Source organism: Flavobacterium xizangense (genome assembly GCF_054075145.1).
The window spans coordinates 125,399-149,815 of sequence record NZ_JBSIPG010000011.1 but is presented as its reverse complement, the minus strand read 5'-3'; the positions used below and the strand labels follow the sequence as shown (position 1 = coordinate 149,815).

The 24,417-nt window shown below is 37.2% G+C and carries 18 protein-coding genes and 1 pseudogene; 13 read left to right on the top strand and 6 right to left on the bottom strand.

The annotated features are described in order from the left end of the window. Positions 1 to 168: 168 nt before the first annotated feature. The 4 genes from ACWA1B_RS19220 to ACWA1B_RS19205 all read right to left on the bottom strand — a co-directional run bounded on the left by ACWA1B_RS19220 (position 169) and on the right by ACWA1B_RS19205 (position 2,525). Positions 169 to 891 carry a hypothetical protein gene (locus ACWA1B_RS19220; protein ID WP_456909733.1) on the bottom strand — a complete coding sequence of 241 codons (723 nt, stop codon included), beginning with the start codon at positions 889 to 891 and terminating at the stop codon, positions 169 to 171. Positions 892 to 1,025: 134 nt separating this feature from the next. Continuing rightward, positions 1,026 to 1,757: an SDR family NAD(P)-dependent oxidoreductase gene (locus ACWA1B_RS19215; RefSeq protein ID WP_456909731.1), complete on the bottom strand. Its 732-nt coding sequence runs from the start codon at positions 1,755 to 1,757 to the stop codon at positions 1,026 to 1,028. 5 nt (positions 1,758 to 1,762) lie between these two features. Continuing rightward, positions 1,763 to 1,981: a tautomerase family protein gene (locus tag ACWA1B_RS19210; RefSeq protein WP_456909729.1), complete on the bottom strand. Its 219-nt coding sequence runs from the start codon at positions 1,979 to 1,981 to the stop codon at positions 1,763 to 1,765. Positions 1,982 to 1,985: 4 nt separating this feature from the next. Further along, the gene (locus tag ACWA1B_RS19205; RefSeq protein WP_456909727.1) at positions 1,986 to 2,525 is read right to left on the bottom strand and encodes a YceI family protein; all 540 of its coding nucleotides are present in this window, start codon (positions 2,523 to 2,525) and stop codon (positions 1,986 to 1,988) included. Positions 2,526 to 3,200: 675 nt separating this feature from the next. Between ACWA1B_RS19205 and ACWA1B_RS19200 the strand changes: the two genes are divergently transcribed. From ACWA1B_RS19200 to ACWA1B_RS19160, 9 genes and pseudogenes are all read left to right on the top strand, one after another. Further along, entirely contained in the window at positions 3,201 to 4,508 is a 1,308-nt protein-coding gene (locus ACWA1B_RS19200) for an epoxide hydrolase family protein (RefSeq protein WP_456909725.1), read from the top strand. 165 nt (positions 4,509 to 4,673) lie between these two features. Continuing rightward, positions 4,674 to 5,642 carry an LLM class oxidoreductase gene (locus tag ACWA1B_RS19195; protein WP_456909723.1) on the top strand — a complete coding sequence of 323 codons (969 nt, stop codon included), beginning with the start codon at positions 4,674 to 4,676 and terminating at the stop codon, positions 5,640 to 5,642. A gap of 299 nt (positions 5,643 to 5,941) precedes the next feature. Then, complete coding sequence (locus ACWA1B_RS19190) at positions 5,942 to 6,943, top strand: nitrilase-related carbon-nitrogen hydrolase (protein WP_456909721.1); 1,002 nt, start codon at positions 5,942 to 5,944, stop codon at positions 6,941 to 6,943. A gap of 63 nt (positions 6,944 to 7,006) precedes the next feature. After that, complete coding sequence (locus ACWA1B_RS19185) at positions 7,007 to 8,305, top strand: epoxide hydrolase family protein (RefSeq protein ID WP_456909719.1); 1,299 nt, start codon at positions 7,007 to 7,009, stop codon at positions 8,303 to 8,305. Between the two features lie 49 nt (positions 8,306 to 8,354). Continuing rightward, complete coding sequence (locus ACWA1B_RS19180; RefSeq protein WP_456909717.1) at positions 8,355 to 8,777, top strand: cupin domain-containing protein; 423 nt, start codon at positions 8,355 to 8,357, stop codon at positions 8,775 to 8,777. A 29-nt stretch (positions 8,778 to 8,806) separates the two neighbouring features. Further along, positions 8,807 to 9,226 carry an Ohr family peroxiredoxin gene (locus tag ACWA1B_RS19175; protein ID WP_456909715.1) on the top strand — a complete coding sequence of 140 codons (420 nt, stop codon included), beginning with the start codon at positions 8,807 to 8,809 and terminating at the stop codon, positions 9,224 to 9,226. Positions 9,227 to 9,374: 148 nt separating this feature from the next. Next, positions 9,375 to 9,866, top strand: a complete 492-nt coding sequence (gene msrA / locus ACWA1B_RS19170; protein WP_456909713.1) for a peptide-methionine (S)-S-oxide reductase MsrA — start codon at positions 9,375 to 9,377, stop codon at positions 9,864 to 9,866. Positions 9,867 to 9,962: 96 nt separating this feature from the next. Beyond that, complete coding sequence (locus ACWA1B_RS19165; RefSeq protein ID WP_456909711.1) at positions 9,963 to 10,178, top strand: DUF2798 domain-containing protein; 216 nt, start codon at positions 9,963 to 9,965, stop codon at positions 10,176 to 10,178. Positions 10,179 to 10,372: 194 nt separating this feature from the next. Beyond that, positions 10,373 to 11,038, top strand: a pseudogene (locus tag ACWA1B_RS19160) (IS6 family transposase). 165 nt (positions 11,039 to 11,203) lie between these two features. On the opposite strand, the gene ACWA1B_RS19155 reads toward ACWA1B_RS19160, so the two are convergent. Next, positions 11,204 to 11,809: an NAD(P)-binding domain-containing protein gene (locus ACWA1B_RS19155; RefSeq protein WP_456909709.1), complete on the bottom strand. Its 606-nt coding sequence runs from the start codon at positions 11,807 to 11,809 to the stop codon at positions 11,204 to 11,206. Positions 11,810 to 12,495: 686 nt separating this feature from the next. Then, positions 12,496 to 13,272, bottom strand: coding sequence for a helix-turn-helix domain-containing protein (locus tag ACWA1B_RS19150; protein WP_456909707.1), 777 nt, complete (start codon positions 13,270 to 13,272; stop codon positions 12,496 to 12,498). A gap of 933 nt (positions 13,273 to 14,205) precedes the next feature. On the opposite strand from ACWA1B_RS19150, the gene ACWA1B_RS19145 reads away from it, so the two are divergent. The 4 genes from ACWA1B_RS19145 to ACWA1B_RS19130 all read left to right on the top strand — a co-directional run bounded on the left by ACWA1B_RS19145 (position 14,206) and on the right by ACWA1B_RS19130 (position 24,168). Further along, positions 14,206 to 20,208, top strand: coding sequence for a fibronectin type III domain-containing protein (locus ACWA1B_RS19145; RefSeq protein ID WP_456909705.1), 6,003 nt, complete (start codon positions 14,206 to 14,208; stop codon positions 20,206 to 20,208). 65 nt (positions 20,209 to 20,273) lie between these two features. Then, positions 20,274 to 21,203, top strand: coding sequence for a PorP/SprF family type IX secretion system membrane protein (locus ACWA1B_RS19140; protein ID WP_456909703.1), 930 nt, complete (start codon positions 20,274 to 20,276; stop codon positions 21,201 to 21,203). A gap of 20 nt (positions 21,204 to 21,223) precedes the next feature. Then, complete coding sequence (locus tag ACWA1B_RS19135; protein ID WP_456909701.1) at positions 21,224 to 23,089, top strand: OmpA family protein; 1,866 nt, start codon at positions 21,224 to 21,226, stop codon at positions 23,087 to 23,089. A 77-nt stretch (positions 23,090 to 23,166) separates the two neighbouring features. Then, complete coding sequence (locus tag ACWA1B_RS19130) at positions 23,167 to 24,168, top strand: hypothetical protein (RefSeq protein WP_456909699.1); 1,002 nt, start codon at positions 23,167 to 23,169, stop codon at positions 24,166 to 24,168. The last annotated feature ends 249 nt before the right edge of the window (positions 24,169 to 24,417 follow it).

Here is a 24,417-nt window from a genome sequence, read left to right as displayed (position 1 = left end):
GATAGCACTACGCTATCTTTTAATTTGGATTTTTAATAGTTCAATGACATATCTCTTTCTATTGCTATAGAATCAGTAAGCTTTAATTTTACCTTCTGTTTCCTAATTTACTAATGCTGGTTTGATTTTTAATCCACGAAATAATCATTGCACCTGAATTATAATTTTTTATTTTAAATTTATTTCACTTAAGTTAATTGAAACTAGAACAGGCTCAGGTAAGAGTGGTGTATTATCTTCCAATCTTATGTATACCTTTCTTTTGGTAGCAATTTTAATACCTTGAACTTCTATATAATCAGATAGGTAATGAGCAGCTGAAGAATTTCCTAAAATCTCAGCATTGTAGTCATGTCTTGCTATAAGTCCTCCTTTGTTAATATAAAATGTTTGGATTGGATTGTGCGTGGCTATCTCAGATGGAAATTCGACTTGTAACCTTCTGAATGTTTCTCCATTTTCTTCCCATGGCTCCAATTCTTTAACTTTATAATTTGAGTTTGTAAAAATGAAAGGTGTATTGAAATAGGTCCACATTGCATATCCTGCAAAATAGGCAAGTTGCAATTTTGACCAAGGTGTTTCTCTTTCATGTCCTTTAAATGATTCCTTAGGGTTGAATAGTTCCTCAATTATTTCTCCTTTGTGATTTTCTATTGCAACACGTTTAGGATCAAAAGAAGTACGCCAGTCTTTCTCTATAAAAGGATAATGCGTTGTGAATTCTTTTTTTGTATTGGAAGTGACATAAATATTGTTAAGAATGCCTGCTTGCTGCTTCATGGGAAATAACACTCCATCGGTAATAAGTTTTGCGCTAATGGTTTCAAATTTGTTCCATGTTTCAATGCCACCATGAGCATTGAGAGTAAATTCTAATAAATCGTTCATTTTGTTGTAATTTTTAATTGGTGCTATTTTACTTCCAATTTGAGAAGTATTTTATTCGTTTTTATAATTTTTAGATACTTCTTTATCCATAAAATATTGAGCAAAGAAGTTTATACTACAATTGTTTTAAATGATCAAAGGTTATGACCAGCAGCTTTGCCGCCATCCACATTGATAATTGTTCCGGTAATAAAATTACTTTTGGCAACCGTATATACCATTTCAGCAACATCATCAATTTCACCTACGCGGTTTAGTAAATGTAAACCTGCATTCTGATCTGCTTTATCGCCGTGCATTGGCGTTCTGATGACACCCGGAGCAATGGTATTGAAACGAATATTTTGTTTTCCGAATTCTGCTGCCAATTGAATGGTCAAAGCATGAATCGCACCTTTACTAGATACAGGAGCAGAAGCTGGCCATCCACCTAATCCGTGATTTACTAATGGCGTTCCGATATTAATTACAACACCATCTTTTTGTTTAAGCATTTGAGGAACTACCGCTTGTGTAGTAAAATAAGTTCCTTTTAAATTGGTTGTCAAAAACTTGTCTAAATAAGCTTCGTCAACTTCCAAAAATGGTTTGCTGTCAAAGATTCCGGCATTGTTGACCAATACATCTACAGAACCAAATTTTTCAATTGCGATTTTTACCAGTTGTTCACCAGTATTTTTATCGCTGATATCTCCGGCGTACATCGCCAAATTATCTCCTGCTCCAAATTCATTATACGCAATCTCCAATGAAACTGGAGTCACTGAATTAATTACTACATTATCGCCTCTGTCCAAAAAATATTTAGCGATTCCTTTTCCTATACCAGATGCTGCACCTGTTACAATTATTGTTTGTTTTTTCATGATACTTATTTTTTATCGGCTGTAATGCCTTTTTCTCTTAATACTGATACTTGTTCTCCTGCATAACCCCAATCGTCTAATTCTATTTCCTGAATCACGATATGAGTCAAATGCGGATCTTTGTTTAATACTTCTGTAATCAGGTCGGTTATCCCACTGATTAATTCCTGTTTTTGCTCGCGGTTTACTCCCTCACGGGTCAATTCGATTTTTACGTAAGGCATGGCTTTAGTTTTTAATTTGTTCTGAAAAGTTTGCTCGTGCATTGATATTAAAATCAAGGTCGAAGTCATTGTAGATTAAGGTATCGCCTAAATTTTTAAAGAAATTCCCGGAACGGAATTTAATGTCATACTTGGTGCGGTCAACAATTAGTTTACCTGCAAGGTTAAAAGTGTCATCGCTGTTATTGACAATTGCGTCAAATCCTGCAGCGTGGGTAATCCCTTTGATAGTTAAGTTACCTTCAAAACGATACTGATTGCCCAATTGTCGTATTGTTGATAAAATTTCAAAAACCGCCGTTGGGAATTTTTCAATTGAGAAAAAATCATCCGAGGCAAGGTGACCTGCAAATTGTGTATTGGTAGCCGAATCTGTTACGTCCAAAATTACAAGTGTAGACATATCAATGATAACTTCACCTGTGGTTATTTGCCCATCAATAAGTAGGAAGGAACCTTCTTTTACCTTAATAGTTCCGTTGTGTGCTCCAGTCACTTTTCTTCCAATCCAATCGATGCGACTATCTACGCTTTGAATTTCCATTTTTTTTACTTTCATTTTATTTGTTTTTAAATTGTGATGTTTGTAATTTTGATACAAAGGTGTGTCCAAGTCCTTTGTCTTTAATGTTTTAAATAGCTCAAGCGGTCAAATTTGATATTCAAATGGACATCCCCAAACTTGAAAATTTAGATGCTGGACTTATCTTCATTAGTATTAAAATGTTCAAGAATTCCTATGCTTTTTTTTTTTATCTCTTGAGATACGATCTACTTATTACTAAATGGGTTTTAATGCATTAGTATTTTACATTCATAATTAACTATAATTCGATTGAGCTTATACTGATACAGATAAATTATGGTTTTCGGATTTATTGCTGAAGCTGCATTAGAAGAACCTTATATATTCATTGTTTTGGTTAGATAAGATTTTACCCTACTTATAAAGGTGTAATATTCCAATTTATAGTAAATGGTTTACCATTTTCAATTTCAAATGGAATAGTCCATACATGCTCCTCTTCTTTTTATTAAAAAAACACCAAAATAGTAAGGTGTTGATTCATATTGCTGTGTTTTGTTTTTGAGTTGATCTAATATCATTCAACATTCGAAATGTCGGTTTCAGCTACCTTTTAGTCTGTTTCCCGATTTAGTGCTTTCCCAGAGTCAGATCGCGAAATACTTTTGTCTCATAATTTATAACAACATAAGAATGAAAACATTAAAAATGATTAAAAGGGACCTTAATTCAACAATAGTGTCTGGGTTGTTTATTTTGTTTGTAGTGAGCAGTGGCTTTGCGCAAAATTCGATTACAGCTGATGTGAAATCATCAGAATCAATACGCCCATATAAAGTTGCTGTTTCTGATGTTGCATTAAAGGATCTTCGCAAGCGCATCTTGGCAACAAAATGGCCGGAAAAAGAAACCGTTCCTGATCAATCGCAAGGAGTGCAACTTGCTAATTTGAAAGGTTTAGCACAATATTGGGGTACCAATTATGATTGGAGAAAAGCAGAGGCTAAGCTAAACTCTTATCCACAATTTATAACAAAGATAGACGGTGTGGATATCCACTTCATCCATGTCCGTTCTAAAGAACCCAACGCTATGCCGCTTATTCTAACACATGGATGGCCGGGTTCAGTATTTGAATTTATAAAAGTCATTGGTCCACTAACTGATCCAGTGGCGTATGGTGGAAAAGCAGAGGATGCTTTTGATGTTATTATACCTTCATTGCCAGGTTTTGGTTTTTCAGGAAAACCAACCGAGGCAGGATGGGATATTGACCGAATAGGAAAAGCTTGGACAGTATTAGTTAATCGTCTTGGATATAAACATTATGTAGCTCAAGGTGGAGACTGGGGAGCTGGAGTTGTTAACTCAATGGCTTTGCAGGCAGCTATGGGATTATTGGGTATCCACAGCAACTTTCCTGCAACACTGCCGGCAGAAGGAGTAAAAGCACTTGGAAGCGGAGCAGCACCAGAGGAATTTTCTGCTCAGGAAAAAGAAGCTTTTGATTACCGCATTAAATTGAACAAAGGAGGATATTTTGCCTACAAGACGACGATGACTGCACGTCCGCAAGCTATTGGGTACGGATTGAACGACTCTCCAGTTGGTCTTGCCGCATGGCTTCTTTTGCACCCTGGCTTTTCAAATTGGTCTTACGGAACTGATCCAAAACAATCTCCAACAAAAGATGAGGTACTGGATGATATTACACTTTATTGGTTAACCAATTCTGGGACTTCTTCAGCACGAATTTACTGGGAAAACAGAAATAAAGACAATATTAATGCAGGTGCAATGAAAACCGATCAGATCAAATTACCGGTTGCTATTACCGTATTTCCCGATGATGTATTTACATCTTCGGAATCATGGGCACATCGTGCTTTTAAAAATCTGATTTATTTCCATCAGGTGGATAGAGGAGGGCATTTTGCAGCATGGGAGCAACCGGAATTATTTACACAGGAATTGCGTGCAGCATTTAAATCGCTGCGATAATTAGCTTAAGCAGCTATTGATTAAAGGTTCTTCTGTACCATCTGACAAATTTAAAATTCTCGATTTATAGGATTTGAAAGCCAAGATTTACGTATAGAGAAAATAGAAGGACAAGTATAACCCGCTTTTGATAAAATATCAGTTCAAGCAAAATAAAAATTTAAAATGGAAAATATAGAAATAAATAATATTCAAAGTGCTTTAAAAATGCATAAAGGATATTCACAGGTGTTTCAACCCAACAAACTGACTTTTGGTTTTATTGCTCCGATAGCGGGATATCCAAATGGACCTATACCCAATATGAACATTTTTGAGAAAGTAGTACGTCAAGCCGATGAAAGTGGAATAGACGTAATATGGTTAAGAGATGTTCCTTTTTTAGATCCTGACTTCGGTGATGCAGGACAAGTATATGATCCAATGGTTTACGGAGGATTGTTAGCAGGAATGACAAAGCGTATTGCAATTGGTACCGCTGGTATTGTACTGCCGCTGCGAGATCCAATAATTGTCGCCAAACAAGCGGCAACACTGGATCAATTATCAGGAGGGCGTTTTATTTTAGGGCTTTCATCAGGAGATCGCTATGGTGAGTATCCTGCTTTTGGAAGCGATTTTGAGAATCGTGCTGAGCGATATCGTGAGGCAAGAGGAATTATTCGAAGTTTGACCGAGGAACGATTCCCCAGCTATACTTCGGAATATTATGGTAAGCTTAACGGTTCATTGGACCTTATACCTAAACCTGTTGTAAATCATATTCCAACAATTGCCATAGGCAGGGCAGGACAGACCGTTGAATGGATAGGAGAAAACATGGATGGATGGATATGGCATGGAGAACCGGCAAGGCATATTTCTTTACGAATGAAACATTGGGACCAGGCTACTAATGGCATTTATAAGCCTTATGGTTATGCTCACTTCTTTGACCTTTCAGAAAACCCTGAAGCTCCCCTAACTTTTGGTCCTAATTATCTGGGCGGAGGCCGAAAAGCGCTAATTGATTTTTGGGATCAACAGCAAAAAGGAGGGCTGTCCCATGCTGTACTTAATCCTAAGCCTTCACTTCGTCCAGCAGATGAAATGATTCAGGAATTTGGCGAATATATAGTACCTCAGTTTAGGTAGACGTCCTTGAATAAATGCAAAACTTTTAAAAACATAATTGCTGCTAATGAGAGATACTGTATTGAAAGGGAGAAAGTATTTTTTAAGACTGTATAGTCATTTTAAATGCAGAGAAAAACAGGGACTTCATTAAAGCGGTAGAAATTCTTTTCTGTTGGATAATATTTAAAATAATTCGCTTTCAGCATTGTCTATTTCACCCCTTATTTTGTCCTGTTCACCAATTTCTTGGTAGCATAAATTTTTATATCGTACTAATTTTGACCCATAATAAAATTTATTATTTAAAAAAATAAACAATGAAAAATAGTAAAAACTCAGAAACAAGTAAAGTGGTAAAAGTTGCTGCTGTACAAATCAGTCCGGTTTTATACAGCCGTGAAAAGACTGTTCAAAAGGTCGTAAACAAGATCCTTGAATTAGGAAAGCAAGGGGTTCAATTTGCAACTTTTCCAGAAACCATAGTGCCTTATTATCCTTATTTCTCCTTTGTACAGGCGCCCTTTATGATGGGGAAAGAACACCAGCAGCTTTTAGAGCAATCAGTGACAGTTCCATCTGCGGCGACTGATGCAATAGGAGAAGCGGCAAGAGAAGCTAACATGGTTGTGTCTATTGGTGTCAATGAACGCGACGGAGGTACTATTTATAATACACAACTCCTTTTTGATGCTGACGGTACTTTGATTCAAAGACGCCGCAAGCTGACACCAACTTATCATGAGAAGATGCTTTGGGGTCAGGGTGACGCTTCGGGATTACGTGCTACAGAAAGTGCTGTTGGGCGTATTGGTCAGCTGGCTTGTTGGGAGCATTATAATCCATTATTCCGTTATACGCTGATTGCTGATGGGGAACAAATTCATTCGGCTATGTATCCAGGGTCTATTTTCGGTCCCTTGTTCAGTGAGCAAACTGAAGTTAATGTACGTCAACACGCATTAGAATCTGCCTGTTTTGTTGTTTGTGCCACCGGCTGGCTTGATGCTGACCAGCAAGCTCAAATTGCAAAAGATACAGGAGCACCTATTGGACCAATTTCAGGAGGATGTTTTACTGCTATAGTAGGTCCTGACGGACAACTTATTGGTGAGCCAATTAAATCGGGAGAAGGCGAAGTGATTGCTGATATTGATTTTGCCCAAATAGATGCACGCAAAAGATTAATGGATGCCAGTGGACACTACAGCAGACCTGAATTGTTGAGTTTGTTGATTGACCGCACACCGACTGCTCATGTGCATGAACGTAAAGTATATACTCAACCAGGCCTAACTGCAGATCAAGTTTCAGCAGAGTAATTTAGAATTTAGAATAAAAACAAAAAGTAAAAACAAAGATTTAAAAAGTAAAAAATTAAAAAAATGAAAAATTCAACAACTTTAGTATCTCGTGCATTTTGGACAGGAGTGTTAGCTTTACAGTTGACAGCTGCTTCAGCACAAGGAGGATTAAAAAAAGCGGATGTAAAAAATGATGAGGCTATCCGTCCTTATAAAGTAGCAATCTCAAATACCGATTTGAAAGATTTGCGTGAACGTGCATTGGCTACAAAATGGCCTAGTAAAGAAACTGTTGCTGACCAGTCACAAGGGGCACAGCTTTCTAAATTGCAGGATTTGGTACACTACTGGGGTACCAAGTATGATTGGAGAAAAGCGGAAGCAAAACTAAATGCTTATCCTCAATTTATTACTAAAATTGACGGGGTTGATATTCACTTCATCCATGTCAAGTCGAAAAATAAAAATGCCATGCCGCTTATCTTGAGCCATGGATGGCCTGGATCAGTATTTGAATTTATGAAAGTTATCGATCCGTTAACCAACCCAACTGCTTATGGCGGAAAAGCTGAAGATGCTTTTGATGTAATCATACCTTCCTTGCCAGGTTTTGGATTCTCAGGCAAGCCGGCTCAAGCCGGTTGGGATACACCACATATTGCAAAAGCATGGGACGTATTGATGAAGCGATTGGGTTACAAGCAATATGTAGCTCAAGGTGGTGACTGGGGAGCAGCTATAGTTCATTTTATGGCTCTGCAGGCACCGGCAGGATTAAAAGCCATTCATAGTAATTTACCTGCTACCTTGCCAAATGAAGCAGGGATGGCATTAGGAACAGGTGTAATACCTGAAACGTTTACTGCCAAAGAACGTGCTTCTTTTGAGCAACTGAGAAACGCGATTGTTAGCGGTGGATTTATCTATAAATCTACTATGGAAGCCCGTCCACAAGGTGTGAGTTATGGTTTGACTGATTCACCTGCGGGTCTTGCTGCATGGCTGCTTTTGCATCCTGGTTTTGCTACATGGGCATACGGAAACGATGCTAAACAATCGCTAAGCAAAGATGATGTGCTTGATGATATTTCGTTATACTGGCTTACCAATTCAGCGGCATCTGCTTCAAGAATTTATTGGGAGAGCCAAAAAATAAGCCTTATTAGTGCAGGATCAATGCAGTCTGATAAGATTACCATTCCGGTAGCTGTTACCACATTTCCAGAAGATGTTTATGCATCACCTGAGAGCTGGGCACGTAAAGCTTACAAAAATCTAATTTATTTTAATGAAGTGGACAGAGGCGGCCATTTTGCTGCCTGGGAAGAGCCGCAATTATTTACACAAGAATTGCGCGCGGCCTTTAAATCAATGCGTTAATCCTTACCAAGGGCAACGGACATCGGTTGCCCTTTTCAAATAAAAAATTATGAAAAAGAGAAAAAAAAATATACTTCTTGCAAGTATTATCACAGGGCTGGTAGTGCTCGTGTTCCCAAGCAATGCCTCAGCACAGCAGTCCGGAATACATCGTACAGACCTGCAGCGTCATGATATTAGTGTTTCAGGACACGAGGCTATTCAGGTGCGTGTTGACTTTGAAGCAGGTTCGGCTTTTGGAATGCATTCACATCCGGGTGAAGAGATCATTTATGTACTGGATGGTTCCCTAGAGTACGAAATTGAGGGTGAACAGCCGGTAATCCTCCATGCTGGAGACGTACTGTTTATTCCAGCAGGAAAGAACCACGCCGCTAAAAATGTCGGCAAGGTCAAAGGTTCCGAATTGGCCACTTATATTGTTGAAAAGGACAGACCACTTTTGGTTATGAAAAAACAACAAAACCTATAAAATAAAACTTAATTTAAATAAATTTCACAATGGAAACAAACAATGAAAAAGTGCTTTACACAGCATTTACAAAAACAACAGGCGGAAGAACAGGTACATCTAAAAGTTCAGATGGTGAATTAGACATCATTCTTTCATCGCCGGGAAGCAACAGACCAGGTACCAATCCTGAACAATTATTTGCAGCTGGATGGTCAGCTTGCTTTATTGGCGCAATGGGTAAAGCTGCGAGCAATTTAGAAATTAAATTACCTGCTGATCACTATGTAGATACTGAGATTGATCTAGTGTTAACTGATGACGGCTATGAATTGAAAGCACGCTTGAATATCAGCTTGCCCGGTATCGACCGTGAAGTAGCTCAAAAAATTATAGAAGGGGCTAGCTTGACCTGTCCTTATTCTAAAGCTATCAAAGGCAACGTTAAGACTGAGTATAATCTTATCTAAGATTTTCTTATTAATTGGTTCCTGTGCCTGCTAAAGGGAATCGGAACCAATTTTATTTTATGCATTCCAGTTCTAAACTGTCTTGGCTGTTATCTACTGGTACAGGCTGTTTTAAAAAAAAATAGAATTACTCCAATTAAAAAGCATTATGAAAAAATTTAAAAAAGCATATCTGGCCGGTGGCTGTTTTTGGGGAATGGAAGACCTGTTTAGAGTGCGTCCAGGCGTAATCCATACTGAAGTTGGCTATATCGGCGGACAGAACGAGAATCCAACATATCATAACCATCCCGGACACGCAGAAGGAATAGAAATTACATATGATCTGGATAGAACATCCTATTTGGAGCTTTTGGATTACTTTTTCAGAATGCATGATCCAACAACAGTTGACAGTCAGGGGAATGACAAAGGATCCAGCTACCGTTCCGCTATCTTTATCCAAGATGAGCATGAGAAAGAAGTTGCCAACGAAATCATTAATATAGTTAATGATTCTGTAAGATGGCTAGGTAAAGTGGTGACAACATTAGAACCCTTCACAAAATTCTGGCCTGCGGAAGAAGTGCACCAGAATTACCTAATAAAGAATCCCAATGGCTACACTTGCCATTTTGAGCGGTTTGACACTTTCCTCTAAAGTGTCTGGATAGAAAAAACTAATTGTTTCTGGTATTTATTACAGGAAGCAAGACCATTTTTCTTATTCAATATATTAACAGATATTTAAACAGAAATGAAACAGAAAATAGCTGTGGCTTTTATTATGGGCTTTATTTCTACAGGTCTTATTTCATTTATAATAATCAGCACTAATGCAGGCTTTAGCGAAAACTTCCTGAGCAAATGGTGTAGATCATGGATGACCGCCTTTAGCATCATTGTTCCGACTATTCTATTTTTTGGTCCCAAAGTGAAGCGATTTGTAGACTATTTGTTCAGAAAAAAATAAGATTTAAGACTTGCCGATCTTGGTAAAAACATTTGTCTATTTTATCGAGCTGCCGACAGAAACATTTTAAAGATTCCTCTTTATTATTCGTTTTTTGTGGCAGCTTTTTGCTTATCACAGTTTTTTAAGCGGCTTTACGGTTCTGTCGCATCTATGACTAAGTTTTATCTTTGGTTTTTCAAAACTATTAAAAAATGAATACTAAAGGTGATTGTTATCCAAAATACGTAATCCTTCAGGCAGTATATTTTAAATTAAGATTTACACTTAGCTATCGTGACGTTGAGTAAACAATGAAGATTAGGGGGGTGATTGTGGATCATGCCACGATTCAGCATTGGGTATATAATTTTGCACCTTTACTTGAGGCAGAGATGAAGAATAGAAAAGGCAGAGTGGGGGCGAGTTGGAGATTGGACGAGACCTACATCAAAGTTAAAGGCATTTGGTGTTATTTATATCGAGCAGCAGATAAATTAGGTAATACGGTTGACTTTCTTTTGACCAGAAAAAGACAGAGAAGGAGTGCTCAGTCTTTTCTAAGTAAAGCAATTGCTAATAATTACCGGCCAAGAGTAATAAACATCGATAAAAGCGGTTCTAATACCGCAGCGATCAAAGTATATAACAAACGTTCATTCTCAAAGATTAAAATCCGGCAATGTAAATATCTCAACAATATTGTAGAGCAGGATCATCGATTTATAAAATGGAGGATACAAAATGGGTTAGGCTTTAAAAGCTTTGAATCGGCAAGACGAACATTGAGCGGAATTGAAGTTGTCCATATTCTGAGAAAGAATCAGATGATTAGACCAGGAATATCTATGTTTAAATCATTCTGTAAATTGGCAGTTTAACTTTTAAATCATTTAAAAATTTATATTTTATTCTGACAGATACGACAGATCCTTTTTTTTAGTTAAGTAATATTATACGGTTTTACGTGAGAGTTAATGCCTAGTTTATGAAAGCTTAAGGTAATAAATCCTATATTGATTCCAAATGAAAAACAACTTATCTGCTTATACTAGTGATTTATTCAGATTGCTTTTGATTGGATTCATAATTGATTTTAAGTTAAAAGCTGCATTTCTAAGACGAAGGTTGCTGGAGAGATCAATTGGTGAAAAATTGATTTTCTTTAAAAAATCCCTTACATGGTTTCTCGAACCACGATGATCCGCCATGAAAAATATTTCATCCTTATGGCTGCAATCAATGCAGCTGTTTTTTGTTTTTAGATCAACAGGATTGAATAACTTTACGACATGGGCTTCGGGCACCAGAGCAGCAGTAATTTGATAGGTCAGGGCATTAGTAATGCTTGATAATAGCTTGCGAGGGTCAAATATCAGAGAGCTGGTGTGTATGATTATTTTTCCGGACATATCAGGTAGGGTTTGAAGAATTCTTTCTAAGTCATCTTTAGGAATAAATAACAGCACGAGCCCGGTATCGGCGGATTCCTCGAGTGCGCTGAGCTGCACATTAGGTCCCATTTTTTGTGCCACATCTCTAATCAGGTAGTTTCCCCTTGGATTGTATATTTTAACTTTATAGCCTGCCTCCGCTGATCTGGATGCCAATGCTAGAGTAAGTGAACTGACTCCTATGATTCCAATTTCCATAATTTTAAGTTTTAATTATAATTTCTTTTAAATAAAAAGTAACAATCTTGGTTTGAAAGAATTGAATGTCTAATAAAATTTACAATAAAAATATTACAAATATTTGGTTTTTCAAGTAGGTGTATTTACCTGTTCTATAGATTTTTTTTTATTTTTTTGAAAGTATGAAAAACATAAAGGCATATAAATGCGGATCGTTTATTGATATATTAAATCAGTCCTATTTATTTGTAAGTTCAACAAACAGTAACAGGACAGACATTGACTGCTCATTTTCAGCATTGCAATTTTTAAAGCTAATTAGAATACGCAACATTAATGTTCGTATTTCTGAATATGAACAAAAAGTGATACAGAATGTTTTTTGTTTGGATGATAAATCAATACGTTTGTCTAGATTTATTAAGGACTTATTATATAAAAATTTTAATTGTAGGAGTTAAAATGAGTAATATGAAGTTAATAATATATTTAGTTGAAAAAAGTTTGGTTAAATTTTTTTTGCATTAGTAGCAAGGAGTGGTATCGGGATTTTTCGTTAGGAAAGGAAGTAATCTCGATACGCTTTTTGTATTAAAAAAATCTTGGATATTGAAAACCCCAGTATAAATGGGGTATATAATGCTTTTTATAAGTTTTTGATTTTACTGAATCATAATCATCACAGCTTGCAAATTCACTATTCTCTACAATATTGATTGTTTTATGCTTCCTTTTCTTTTAAAATCTTTTGGGGTATAACCGGTTTCCAGCTTAAAAAATGTATTAAAAACAGACTTTGATTTAAATCCAGCCTCCAAAGCTATTGCCTCGATGGTTAGGTTTTCGTAATTTACATCAAGCAGAAGTTTTTTTGCTTCTTCGGCCCTGTATTTATTTATGTACTTATTAAAGTTTTGGCCAGAATACTGATTAATGAGATAAGAAACTTTCTTAGGATGTATATCTACAAATTCTGCTAGATTCATAACAGTCAAATTAGAGTTTTTATAGCATTTGCTTTCTATTATAAAATTTTCAATTTTTTCAAAATCAGCAATGTCATTTATCGCTGTGTCCTTATTGTTTTCGGTAATAATGTTGGTTTTTATAAAAATTTCGAAATCAGCCGGAATGTGATTTTGCTTGATTCCAAAAATTGTTATCCAATACAGAAATAAAAGAGATATGATACTATCTAATAAAAAAATTATATCACGCAGGGTATTGTCAAGGAATGATGATAAAGTGATTAGTTGAAAAGCGTAGGTAAGCATTAAAAAAATGGACGTTGAAATAAGCCATTTTAGATTCACTTTCTGAGTATTGGAGAAAAAGTCCAAATATTTTTTATTATAGTTTACAACCCTGATCAGAATGCGTAAAATAAGTAAAATTGAAAGGGAGGGCAACAATATTCCATATATCACGGTAAAGAACATTACATTCTCATTTCTGAATTGAAGGGAAAATTTTTCCGGCATACAGAACATTGTAGTCATAAACAGGCATTCAATAATTCCCGGAATCAAAAACAGTATTATTTTCTTTTTGCTTAGTTTTTCCAATAAACTTTCAGCATAGAGATAATAAACAGGAACCACAAAAAAATAAAATCCTGTCGGGGTATAAAAAAATCGGGGTTGTTTATCAATTGATATTTGAGTAGCGATTAAATGGTCGATAACCGGACTAACAAACGCTATGAGAAAAAAACCAAAAAGGACGGCGGTGGTTTTCATCTTCTTGAAAAAAAGTAAATACACTAAAGCAAAAAATGCCTGAGCCAGTCCTATGTATAAAAATACTACGTTAAAATCTTGTATGCTCATAATGGTTGTTTGCGCAAAAATAGGTATTAAGTCTTAATTAGAAATGTTAAAAAGTTGTTTTTTTAACTGAAAATGTTGGCTAATACATGTTATTTTATGATAATACTTACATATAAATAAGTGTAAAAAAATCATTTAAAAGCAGTAGACTTTTTTTTACCTCTTGCAATGAAATGCTGCTGCCTCACATCAATGTTAATCTTATCATGAATCTTTACAATGTTTTTAAGGGAGACCTGTAAATATAAGGTATCAGCTATTTGTTCATATTTCTGAATTAGAACAAAAATGGGTCTTGTAAAGGTTTTTTATGCACATTTTAACTTTAGTTTTACATTTTAATAACAATTTTAACGAGTTAGAATGTTTCACGACTTTCTAGAAATTACAGACATAAAAAAAACTATAGATGATCAAGATTAACAAATACAAAATCATATTTGTAGCCATAACGCTTTGCATATTGATATTTAAATTAATAGCAGTGATTGTTTCACTAAACTAAAGAGGATCCTTTTAGTTTATGTTGAGTTGATTTTCATAGTTCAAGAACACCCAAAAAACAACCAAAAAAACAACCTATTTATGAAAAAAATTATTCTGACAGCCATTTTAGCATTTTGGTCATCGTATAGTTATTGTAGATTAAATAATGACAATAAAAGTTTTAACCATAAATCTTTTAATTGCAATTCGTTATTGCACCATGATGCTACATTAAATAGTATTGATGACCCTAAAATTTGTAAAAAACCTAGAGGAGGCCTTTTCTCTTACGGAATACCGACTGAGAATATTGACTTTTCATCAGGCAATATTCTGAAGAAAAAAAATGTGAAACGTGGAGTTGCTTGTGATCAGCCGTCCTATTTGTATGTCACAGATATTGCTTCAACTGCTGCAAGGCTTCAATGGTATGGCGGCTCTGCAGAATATACTCTTGAGTATGGACTAAAAGGGTTCACACCGGGTACAGGAATTGTTGTTTCATCTATAAATACGACCTTTTACGATGTAGGATCGCTTACTCCTTTTACGGAATATGATTTTTATGTAACGGGAGTATGTTCGGATTCAAGTAGTGAAATTTCACTTCCAGGGACCTTTAAGACAAGTACTATCGGATCATTGTGCAATGAAGCAATACAAGTGACAGGACTTCCTTTTTTTACAGCTGATAATACCCTTAATTATGGTAATAATATTTACGATAGTTACCCAGGCTGTGGAACTTCGTATGGATTTTTAAGCGGTAATGATGTGGTTTATTCTTTTACCAATACCACTACCGGCGATAAGTCTTTGTCGGTCACCCTGGATCCGTTAAAAACAAAAGGACTGGGAGTTTTTGTTTTTGATCAGTGTATTGACATAGCAAATAATTGCAGATTTTCCCAAGCCGATAAAACTTCGTCGGTAAGAAATATTCCCGAGGTTATTGTAAGCGCTGGAAAAACTATCTATATTGTTATTTCGTCCTCCGGAGCTCCCGAGGATACAAATTTTAATTTTAGTATTCAGGAAATATACTGCAAGGCGCCAAGTGAATTGGGAGCATCTGCGATTACGGCAAATAGTGCAAAATTAACTTGGTCCGAGAATTCCGGAGCATCTTCCTGGCAGGTTTTTGTTCAGAATGCTGATGGGGGACTTCCCGCTACAGATGGTGTTACAGCTACAGATCCAACTAATTTTGTTGTATCACAATTAACAGAAACTGGAGACCCTCTGCTAGCCGATACAGGTTATCAATACTGGGTACGATCAGATTGTGGAGACGGACTTTTTAGTCCTTGGGCCGGACCTTTTCGATTTAATTTACCATCCTGCTCTGCGGTTTGCACTTATACCCTCAAACTTACTGATGCTGCAGGTAATGGTTGGAATGGAACTACAATGGATGTAGTGCAGAATGGCTTTATCGTGGCTACCCTTGGAGGGAACTTTAAGGATGGTATAGAGCAGGTTGAATCTCTTTCATTATGTGAAGGACCATTTGAACTGTATTGGAACGGAGGCTTCTCCGATGATGAACAGGTAGGACTTTCAGTTATAAACCCATTTGGGCAAACTATATATAGTCTGGATCAGGCATTAGTCTATCCGGGCATCCAAATATTTGCCGGTAATGCTAATTGCAGCAATCCGGAATGTTTTCCGCCAAAAAATTTGCAAACTAGTGCAGTTTCAACAGACAAAGCTACTTTTTCATGGGAACCAGACGGTCCATTACCTGTTTCATGGGATATTTATATCAGTAAATCCGGTGCCGCAGAGCCTGATAGCAGTACTTTGGCCACAGAAAACACAACGACTTTTCCGTATGTAAATACCATTTCCCTAGAACCTGACACAGACTATAACTTTTATGTTAGGGCTGTTTGCAGTTTTGCCGGAGAAAACAACTGGTCTAAGCCTGTTGCTTTTAAAACACTGGAAGTATGTGCTAGTCCAACTGATTTACAGCTTTCTGCAAGTACTTTAAATTCTGTGGATTTAACATGGAATGGAACTGCTTCGTCGTATCAATATATTGTACTGGCTGCAGGATCACCAGAACCTGGTGCTACAGACGCTTCCTGGGGTGATAAGCAAACAACGACTAATGGGGTTTCCATTACAGGACTTACAGCGGCTCGCCTGTATGATGTTTATATCAGATCTTTTTGTACAGCCGGTGTTTACAGTAAGATCAAGAAAATTACAGTCAACACGGCTACCTGTCCGGATGAAAACCGTTGTTCCTATACGTTTACCATGACTACCAATTCAGAAGGAGGATGGGTAAGTTTAAATCAGCAAATGGAAATAAGACAAGCAGGTATAGTAGTAGCTACAATAGGTGCTGATTTTGATGGAGGAGGTGTTTTTGAAAAATCAGTGCAGGTACCGCTATGCGCCGGGGTTCCTTTTGAAGTATTCTGGAAAGAAGGAGGGTACTATTTTATGGAGGTTGGTCTGGCTGTAAAAGATGCTGCAGGAAAGGCAATTTTTTACATGCCTGCAACCAACTTAAACAGGCTTAAACCGGGAACTGTAATTTTTACCGATACGCCAGTTTGTAAAGAACAAACATGTTTTACGCCCACTAAATTGACTGTCACCAACGTTCTTAGTGATTCGGCTCAGGTATCCTGGACAGAAAACAACACAACACCATTTGCTCCCTGGGATATTTTAATTTTGCCTGCAGCTGATCTGCCGCCAACTCAGGATGCAACCGGCTGGACAACCGTTACAACAAATCCTTACAATTTGTCGGGATTAAATCCAAACACCAGTTATATTGTATATGTAAGAACAAAATGTTCTTCAACAGACCAAAGTTATTGGAGTTCAGGAGCTGAGTTCCAAACTCTATTGGGTTCTCCTGCGGATTATTGTGATTATACTTTTGTTTTAAAAACATCTGTAGCAGGATCAACATGGCATCCTGATATGTCCTTGAGTGTTTTGCAGGGAGGGGTTGAGGTAAAAAGATTCACCGGGCCGCCTACAGCGTATTCGGAATTTCCGGTAAAAGTACCTTTATTTAATACTGCACCATTTGAATTGTATTGGAATATAGGGGGGATTTTTGACAATTTGGTGGGTATAGATATTTTAGATCCGGATGGTGTGATAGTTTATTCAAAAGACTTTGGGATAGGAGAGCAAGGAACTGTTTTATATTCGGGTACCGCAACCTGTACACCAAATCCATGTGGTGCCCCAATTCAATTAACTGCCAGTAATCCTTCCACCGATAAAATTACTCTGGGCTGGAGTACTGTTGGAACTCCAGATAAATATGAGGTATTAATTTTACCTGCCAATTCATTATTTCCCGCCGCCGATGCAGTCGGAGCAGTAGAATCCGCAACAGCAACATTTATCCCAACGGTCTCCTCGGGTTTGGTAAAGCCTGGTGTTTTATATGAATATTATGTAAGAGCTGTATGTGATGGCGGGGATAGGTTAAGTAGCTGGTCAGGGCCTAAAAAATTCAGTTTGTTGCTTGCAAATGATGAATGTACCCAGGCTGTGGCTATTCCTGTAAACCCTGGAGTTAATTTGGTAAATACCATAAATTCGACCATAGCTGGTGCAACCCAGTCCTCAAAGGCTTTAATGTGCTCTGGAGACGGCATGGGGAGTGTTGTTCCGGATGATGATGTATGGTTTGAATTTACGGCTACTTCAACAAATCACGCCATTGTAATTAAAAATATAAAAGGTATTCTTGATGCTGAACCTTATTCAGTCTTATCCTATCATTTGTTTGCTCCAAATACATGTGGAGTTGATGCAGCCCCGTTAATTTGCCAAAGATTTAATGATTTTATTATTGCAAGAGACTTAATTCCTGGTCAGACTTATAAACTGAGAGTGTATACTTTTGAGGTAACACCTGATAGGGAAACACCTGATCTTACTATTACTTTTGATATTGGGGTAATTACCCTGCCAAATTACCTGAAAATTGATCCTCTGGCTAATGCAACTGCATCAGAAGCCCAGACATCTGCAGAAAATTTGGTAAACAATGTATTGTTAAACGGTACTTGCGGAACAGCAACTAATGTTACATTCTCGACTGGCTTTCTGCACAATTACGCCGATTATGGCGGTACAGGAAACGGAATTGGAAGTTTTGATAAGAACGGATCCTCATTTAGTCTGAGCAAAGGAATTGTACTGGCAACCGGCACAGCCAAAAGAGGAGAAGGACCATTGTCTGGTTTTCAGGGAGATGGAGGGGTATACTGGCCGGGCTGGTCAACCGCATCTGGTGACGATGATTTAAATAAGGAGTTGGAAGACAATGGCCTGTCGGGAGGATCATTAAATTCTACTAAATTAGAATTTGATTTTATACCTTCAGGAGACAAGATAGATTTTAATTTCGTTTTTGCATCGCAGGATTATGGAATTTCTGATTGCCGTAAAATTTCGGATACTTTTATGGTTTTGCTGACTGATGTGGAAACCGGAATTACAAAAAATATTGCGGTTGTGCCGGGAACTCAAAAGCCGGTTTCAGTTGTTACAGTTAATAATAATGATTTTTATAATGATGCTTATGTAGATGGTGACCCTAATCGTGGAACCGACGATTGCCCTTCTGTCAACGCAGCGTACTTTGACAGATATTTTACACCCTTAGGAGAATTTCTGGCTGATGATGGCAGCACCCTGCCAGGTGAGAATCCCTACCTAAACCCTATTAACTATGAAGGTTATACCAAGCCTTTAAAAGCAGCATCGAGTGTTGTGCCGGGAAAAAAATATCATATAAAATTTGCCATTGCCGATCTTGCTGATGATTGGGGACATGATGCTGCAGTTTTTATAGGAAGTTTTGATTTGGAGATGATTAATCTGGGAGCTGATTTATTAAAATCAAACGGACAGGCAGTTTGTTATGGAAGTACCATTACACTGGATTCTAAACTTGATCCTGCTAAATTTAATATTGTTTGGGAAAAAGACGGAGTAGTACTGACCGGAGAAAATAAAGCTACTTTAGTGGTAAGCGCTCCAGGAGAATATAAGGTTTTATCACGTTATGGTGATGTTGTATGTTCAGGGCCTACTACCGGAGCCGATTCTATTATTGTGGAGTATTACAACGAAATTATTACAGGAGTGCCGGCAGATATTACGTTGTGTTCTATTGAAAGCTCAGCTACTTTTAATTTAACACAAAATTCAGCTTCTATTTTAGGTACGTTGGGATCTGATTATTCAGTTTCGTATTTTACAACAGCGGTTGATGCTGCAGCCAATTTAAACGCTATTTCATCACCTGGATCATACACCAATACATCGAATCCGCAAACTATTTTTGCACGGGTTTCCAATTCTTTAAATAATTGTTATAAAGTAGTTTCATTCACTATACAGCTAAAGGATTTATACCCTCAATTCACGCTAACGCCTGATTTTAGCTTATGTGAATTTGAAACGGCAAATTTATCTGTTACACCATTAAATTATAATAACGCAGATGTCGTTTATGCCTGGACTTTGAACGGTGCAGCATTACCTGACACTACACCAACAATTGCTATTGTTGACGGCGGTCGATATGAAGTAACCGTTTCTAATATTTCCTGTTCATCAAAAAAGCAGACCAGCGTTACTACCATCTTTGCCACAACGCCAAACTTTTCAGAAATAGCCCCAATCTGTAAAACTGCAACAGCCCCCATATTGGAAACAACATCTCCAAATGGTGTTTCAGGTACTTGGTCTCCGGCAGTAATTGATCTTTCTAAAGAGGCAACTTACATGTTCATTCCTAATTCAGATCAATGTGCCAATTCACAAACCCTTGTAATAAAACCTGTTATCTGCGAGCCTCAGAAAGGTATTTCACCAAATGGTGATGGATTGAATGATTACTTTGATTTATCAGATTTCAAAGTTAAGAAACTAACTGTTTTTAACCGATATGGCCTTGTTGTGTTCAGCCTTGATAATTACACTAAACAATGGTATGGGACAACTAATAGTGGGAAAGAATTGCCAGACGGCACCTATTATTACGTAATCGAACAGCAAAACGACAAACCTTTGACCGGATGGATTTACGTTACACACTAGATATTTGTAATTGGGACAGGGCAGTCGCGAGCGCCGGAAACTTAAAAAACCAAAAAACTAAACTAATGAAAAAGATATATTTGACGTTGATTACAATCTTACTGGCATTACTGGATGCTCAGGCACAACAGAATCCGCAGTATACGCAATACATGTACAATTTAAATGTAATTAATCCGGCCTATGCAGGATCTAAGGAAAATTTATCTTTTGCCTTATTGTATAGAAAGCAGTGGGTAGAAATAGAGGATGCACCTACAACCCTGACATTTTCGGGTTCGATGCCAGCTGGTAAAAACGTGGGTATTGGTCTTAGTGTCATTTCAGATAAGATAGGTCCTGTTGAGGAGAATAATATATATGGCGATTTCTCTTATACCTTAAATCTCGGGGGCGAACACAAGCTGGCTCTCGGTTTAAAAGCCGGTGCAACCCTGCTTAAAATTGGCCTTTTTGATATTAATAATACATTACCGGATCAGAATGATCCTGCGTTTTCTGAAAATGTTAGCAGGGCAGATATGAACCTGGGAGCGGGATTGTTTTATTCAACGCAAAAATATTATGTTTCGTTTTCCATTCCTAATATGTTTACCTCTCCGCATTTGGATATTGACAGGAGCGGCGAATCCCTGCAATATGGATCAGAATCGCTGCACTATTTTTTGACAGGAGGTTACGTATTTGATCTTAATCCAAATTTAAAGTTTAAACCAACTGTAATGCTTAAATCAGCTTTCAGTGCTCCTGTATCCGTAGATCTAACAGCCAATTTTTTAATTAATGAAAAAGTAGAGGCTGGTGCCGCTTACCGCTTGGATGATAGTTTTAGTCTTATGATGAACTTTGCCGTATCGCCTAATTTTAAAATAGGATATGCTTACGATCATATTATTTCAGATCTGAATGTCACAACACCTTCTTCTCATGAGATTGTATTGTTGTTTGATCTGAATTACCCCAAAAAGATTTCCCAATCACCAAGATTTTTCTAACCCAAAAGCAATTCCTAAAAATGAAAAAGTTATATGTTATCTTTAGTTTTGTTATTGCAAATTCGATTGCCAATGCACAAAACAGCAATACCAAGCAGGCCGATAAATTATTTGATCAGTTTGAATATGTATCTGCAGCAAAGGAATATCAAAAAATTGTTGATGAAGGAAAGTCAGATAATTATGTTATAAAACGTCTGGCAGTTACCTATTACAATATGTTCAATAGTAAAGAGGCGGTAAAATGGTACGAAAAACTTGTTCAGACGCAGCAGGATCCTGAAACCTACTACCAATACTGTCAAATGCTGAAAGCCAATGGAAATTACGCAGCTGCCAATGAGCAAATGCAAAAATTTGTAAGTCTGTCACCAAATGATCAGAGGGCGATCACCTTCAAAGAAAATCCAGATTACATTCCAAGACTATTGGATCAGCAGAAATGGTTTGAAGTGAAATTATCGCAAATCAATAGTGATAAATCTGATTTTGGCGCAGTGCTAAATGGCGAGACAGTATATTTTACGAGTGCCCGAAATTCTGCCAGCAAACAGTATGGCTGGAACCAAGAACCGTATCTGGATGTCTATCAGGCCAAGTTTAATTTGGATCAGACCATAAGCGATATCAGTTTATTAAAGGAAATAAACAGTAAATTTCATGATGGTCCGGTAAGTATAACTGCAGATGGAAAAACACTCTATTTTGCAAGTAATAGTTTCAGGGTTTCCTCATTTGAAAAGGACAAAAAGAAGAATCTAAAAATAGGTAGAAACAGCTTGTTTAAAGCGTCCTGGCTGGGTGATAAATGGGGCAATATAACTTCCCTTCCCTTCAATAGCACCACTTATTCGACCAGTAATCCAAGTATAAGCGCCGATGGCAAAACACTTTATTTTTCTTCTGATATGCCGGGAAGTTATGGAAGTGTAGACATCTGGAAGGTAGAAGTAAATAGTAATGGAACCTACGGAAAACCAGTCAATCTGGGGAAAAACGTAAATACAGAAGGAAAAGAAACTTTTCCTTTTATTAGAGAGGACAACAAGACCTTGTATTTTGCTTCCAGCGGCAGGCAAGGATTTGGGGGATTAGATGTTTTTGAGGTAGATTTATCAAAAGATATTGTAGCCACTAATCTTGGTGTACCAGTAAATACAGAGAAAGATGACTTTGCCTTGACGTATAACAAGAATAAGAATATTGGCTTTTTATCCAGTAACCGCAGCGGAACCGATAAGATTTATATGGCATCGCCGGTATGCGCGTCAGAGGTTTTGGTAACGGTGCGAAATGCCAATACAAAGGAGTTGCTGCAAAATGCCAATGTGGCAATTGTTGATTCGACCGGTAATATAATTTCCACAAGAATAAGCGATCAAAATGGCGAAGTCAATTACAAGGTCGATTGCAATAGATTTTACGCTCTACAGGTTTCCAGGGAAGGTTTTGCAAGTAACACATTTAACGTTGCAGATAAAACCGGAGATACGAAGGTGCAGGCAGATCTACAGCCTATCAATTCAATTGTAACCGATACAGAGGTGGTGCTAAAGCCTATATACTTTGAGTTTGATAAAAGCAATATTACACAATCAGCCGCTTTCGAACTCGATAAGCTGGTCCAGGTAATGACGTTGAATCCTGATATGATAATCCAGGTTAAATCGCATACGGATACAAAAGGATCAAAACAATACAACGATTTGTTATCAGAGAAAAGAGCAAAATCAACTGTTCAGTATTTAATTTCCAAAGGTATTCCCCAGAGTAGGGTTTCAGGAAGTGGACTTGGAGAATCTGAACCTAAGGTTGATTGTCAGGATAACTGTACAGAGGAGCAGGATACTATTAACAGACGTTCTGAATTTATCATTGTAAAATAAATTCAGCCAATAGCAAATTATTTGACACAATAATAATAACCAATATTTAACTCAACTTTAATCTTAATATTTATTTTATGAAAAAATTACTTTTTTTCCTTTTGATCGGCACCTCTCTGGTATCTGTTTCCTGTAGCAGCGATGAAGATTCCCCTAAGGCTAGTGCCATTGTTTTAACTTCCAGTGCCACTTCTATTGATTTGGGCAAGTCAATAACTTTAACAGCGGTCGATGATTTAAAACAAGATATTACAGCATCTGCTGTTTTTAATGCGAACGGCGTTACTATAGAGGGTAAGGTGTTCACCCCTAAAACTGCCGGAACCTATAAAATTACAGCTAAAAAAGACGGAATTATCAGCAATGAAGTTGTTGTAACAGTTAATGCTGTTGCAACCTCAATTGTGCTGAGCTCAACTGCAACAACAGTAGATTTAGGAGCCTCAGTAACACTAAAGGTATTAAATGACCTTAGCCAGGATGTAACATCGGCGAGTATTTTCACGGCAAATGGTACAACTATTACAGGAGCTGTATTTACTGCCGCTGCTGCCGGTACTTATAAAATTGTAGCTAAAAACGGTACGCTGACCAGCAATGAGATTACTGTTACAGTGAAAGCCGTTGTCGCTGTTGAGAATTCTATCTTTGCAGGAGGTAAGAATTATGCTGTTTCAAATTCTGCCATAGAGTTTATCGCTAAGGCAGCAGCAGATGGTTCCGCAACGGCTACTCATGCCGTTTTCAGACTGGTCGCTTACAATAGCAGTTCAGATTATTCTGCCATTAAAGCTAGTTTACCTTCCAATACAATCAGCCTGACATTCCTTGTTCCACTAAGTGCATCAGGTGAGGTACTGGCTCCCAATTCTTCAAACATTATTTTGCCTAAGATCGAGTTACTTATAACTGATGGTAATGGAACTACTATAACAAGCAAAGAGGAAGCCACATTAACCTTTAACAGTGCTTTGCCAAGTACAAAAAATGCTCCTTTTTCTTTCAAAGCTACTGCTAAATTTAATAAAGGATCTAATGCAGAGCTTAATTTTAATGGAAATCTAAATGGACTTTACTAAGTACATTTTAAAATAAACCAGTTGGATTCATGACCAGCCGGTGGTTACTTTGTTTTATACTTTTTTGCCCTAAGTTGAACTAGTTGAGTCCGGTCTGTTTTTGTAATAGCCCGGACTCCTTTTTTAACTTTTTTACATTATTTGTAAAACATAAAATTCGGATTACTTAAACTTATTTTTTGCACAGGGAAAAGAAGTGAGATCTTGTTTTTTTTCATTATAAGAGTTAACCTAACAAAGCTTGATAAT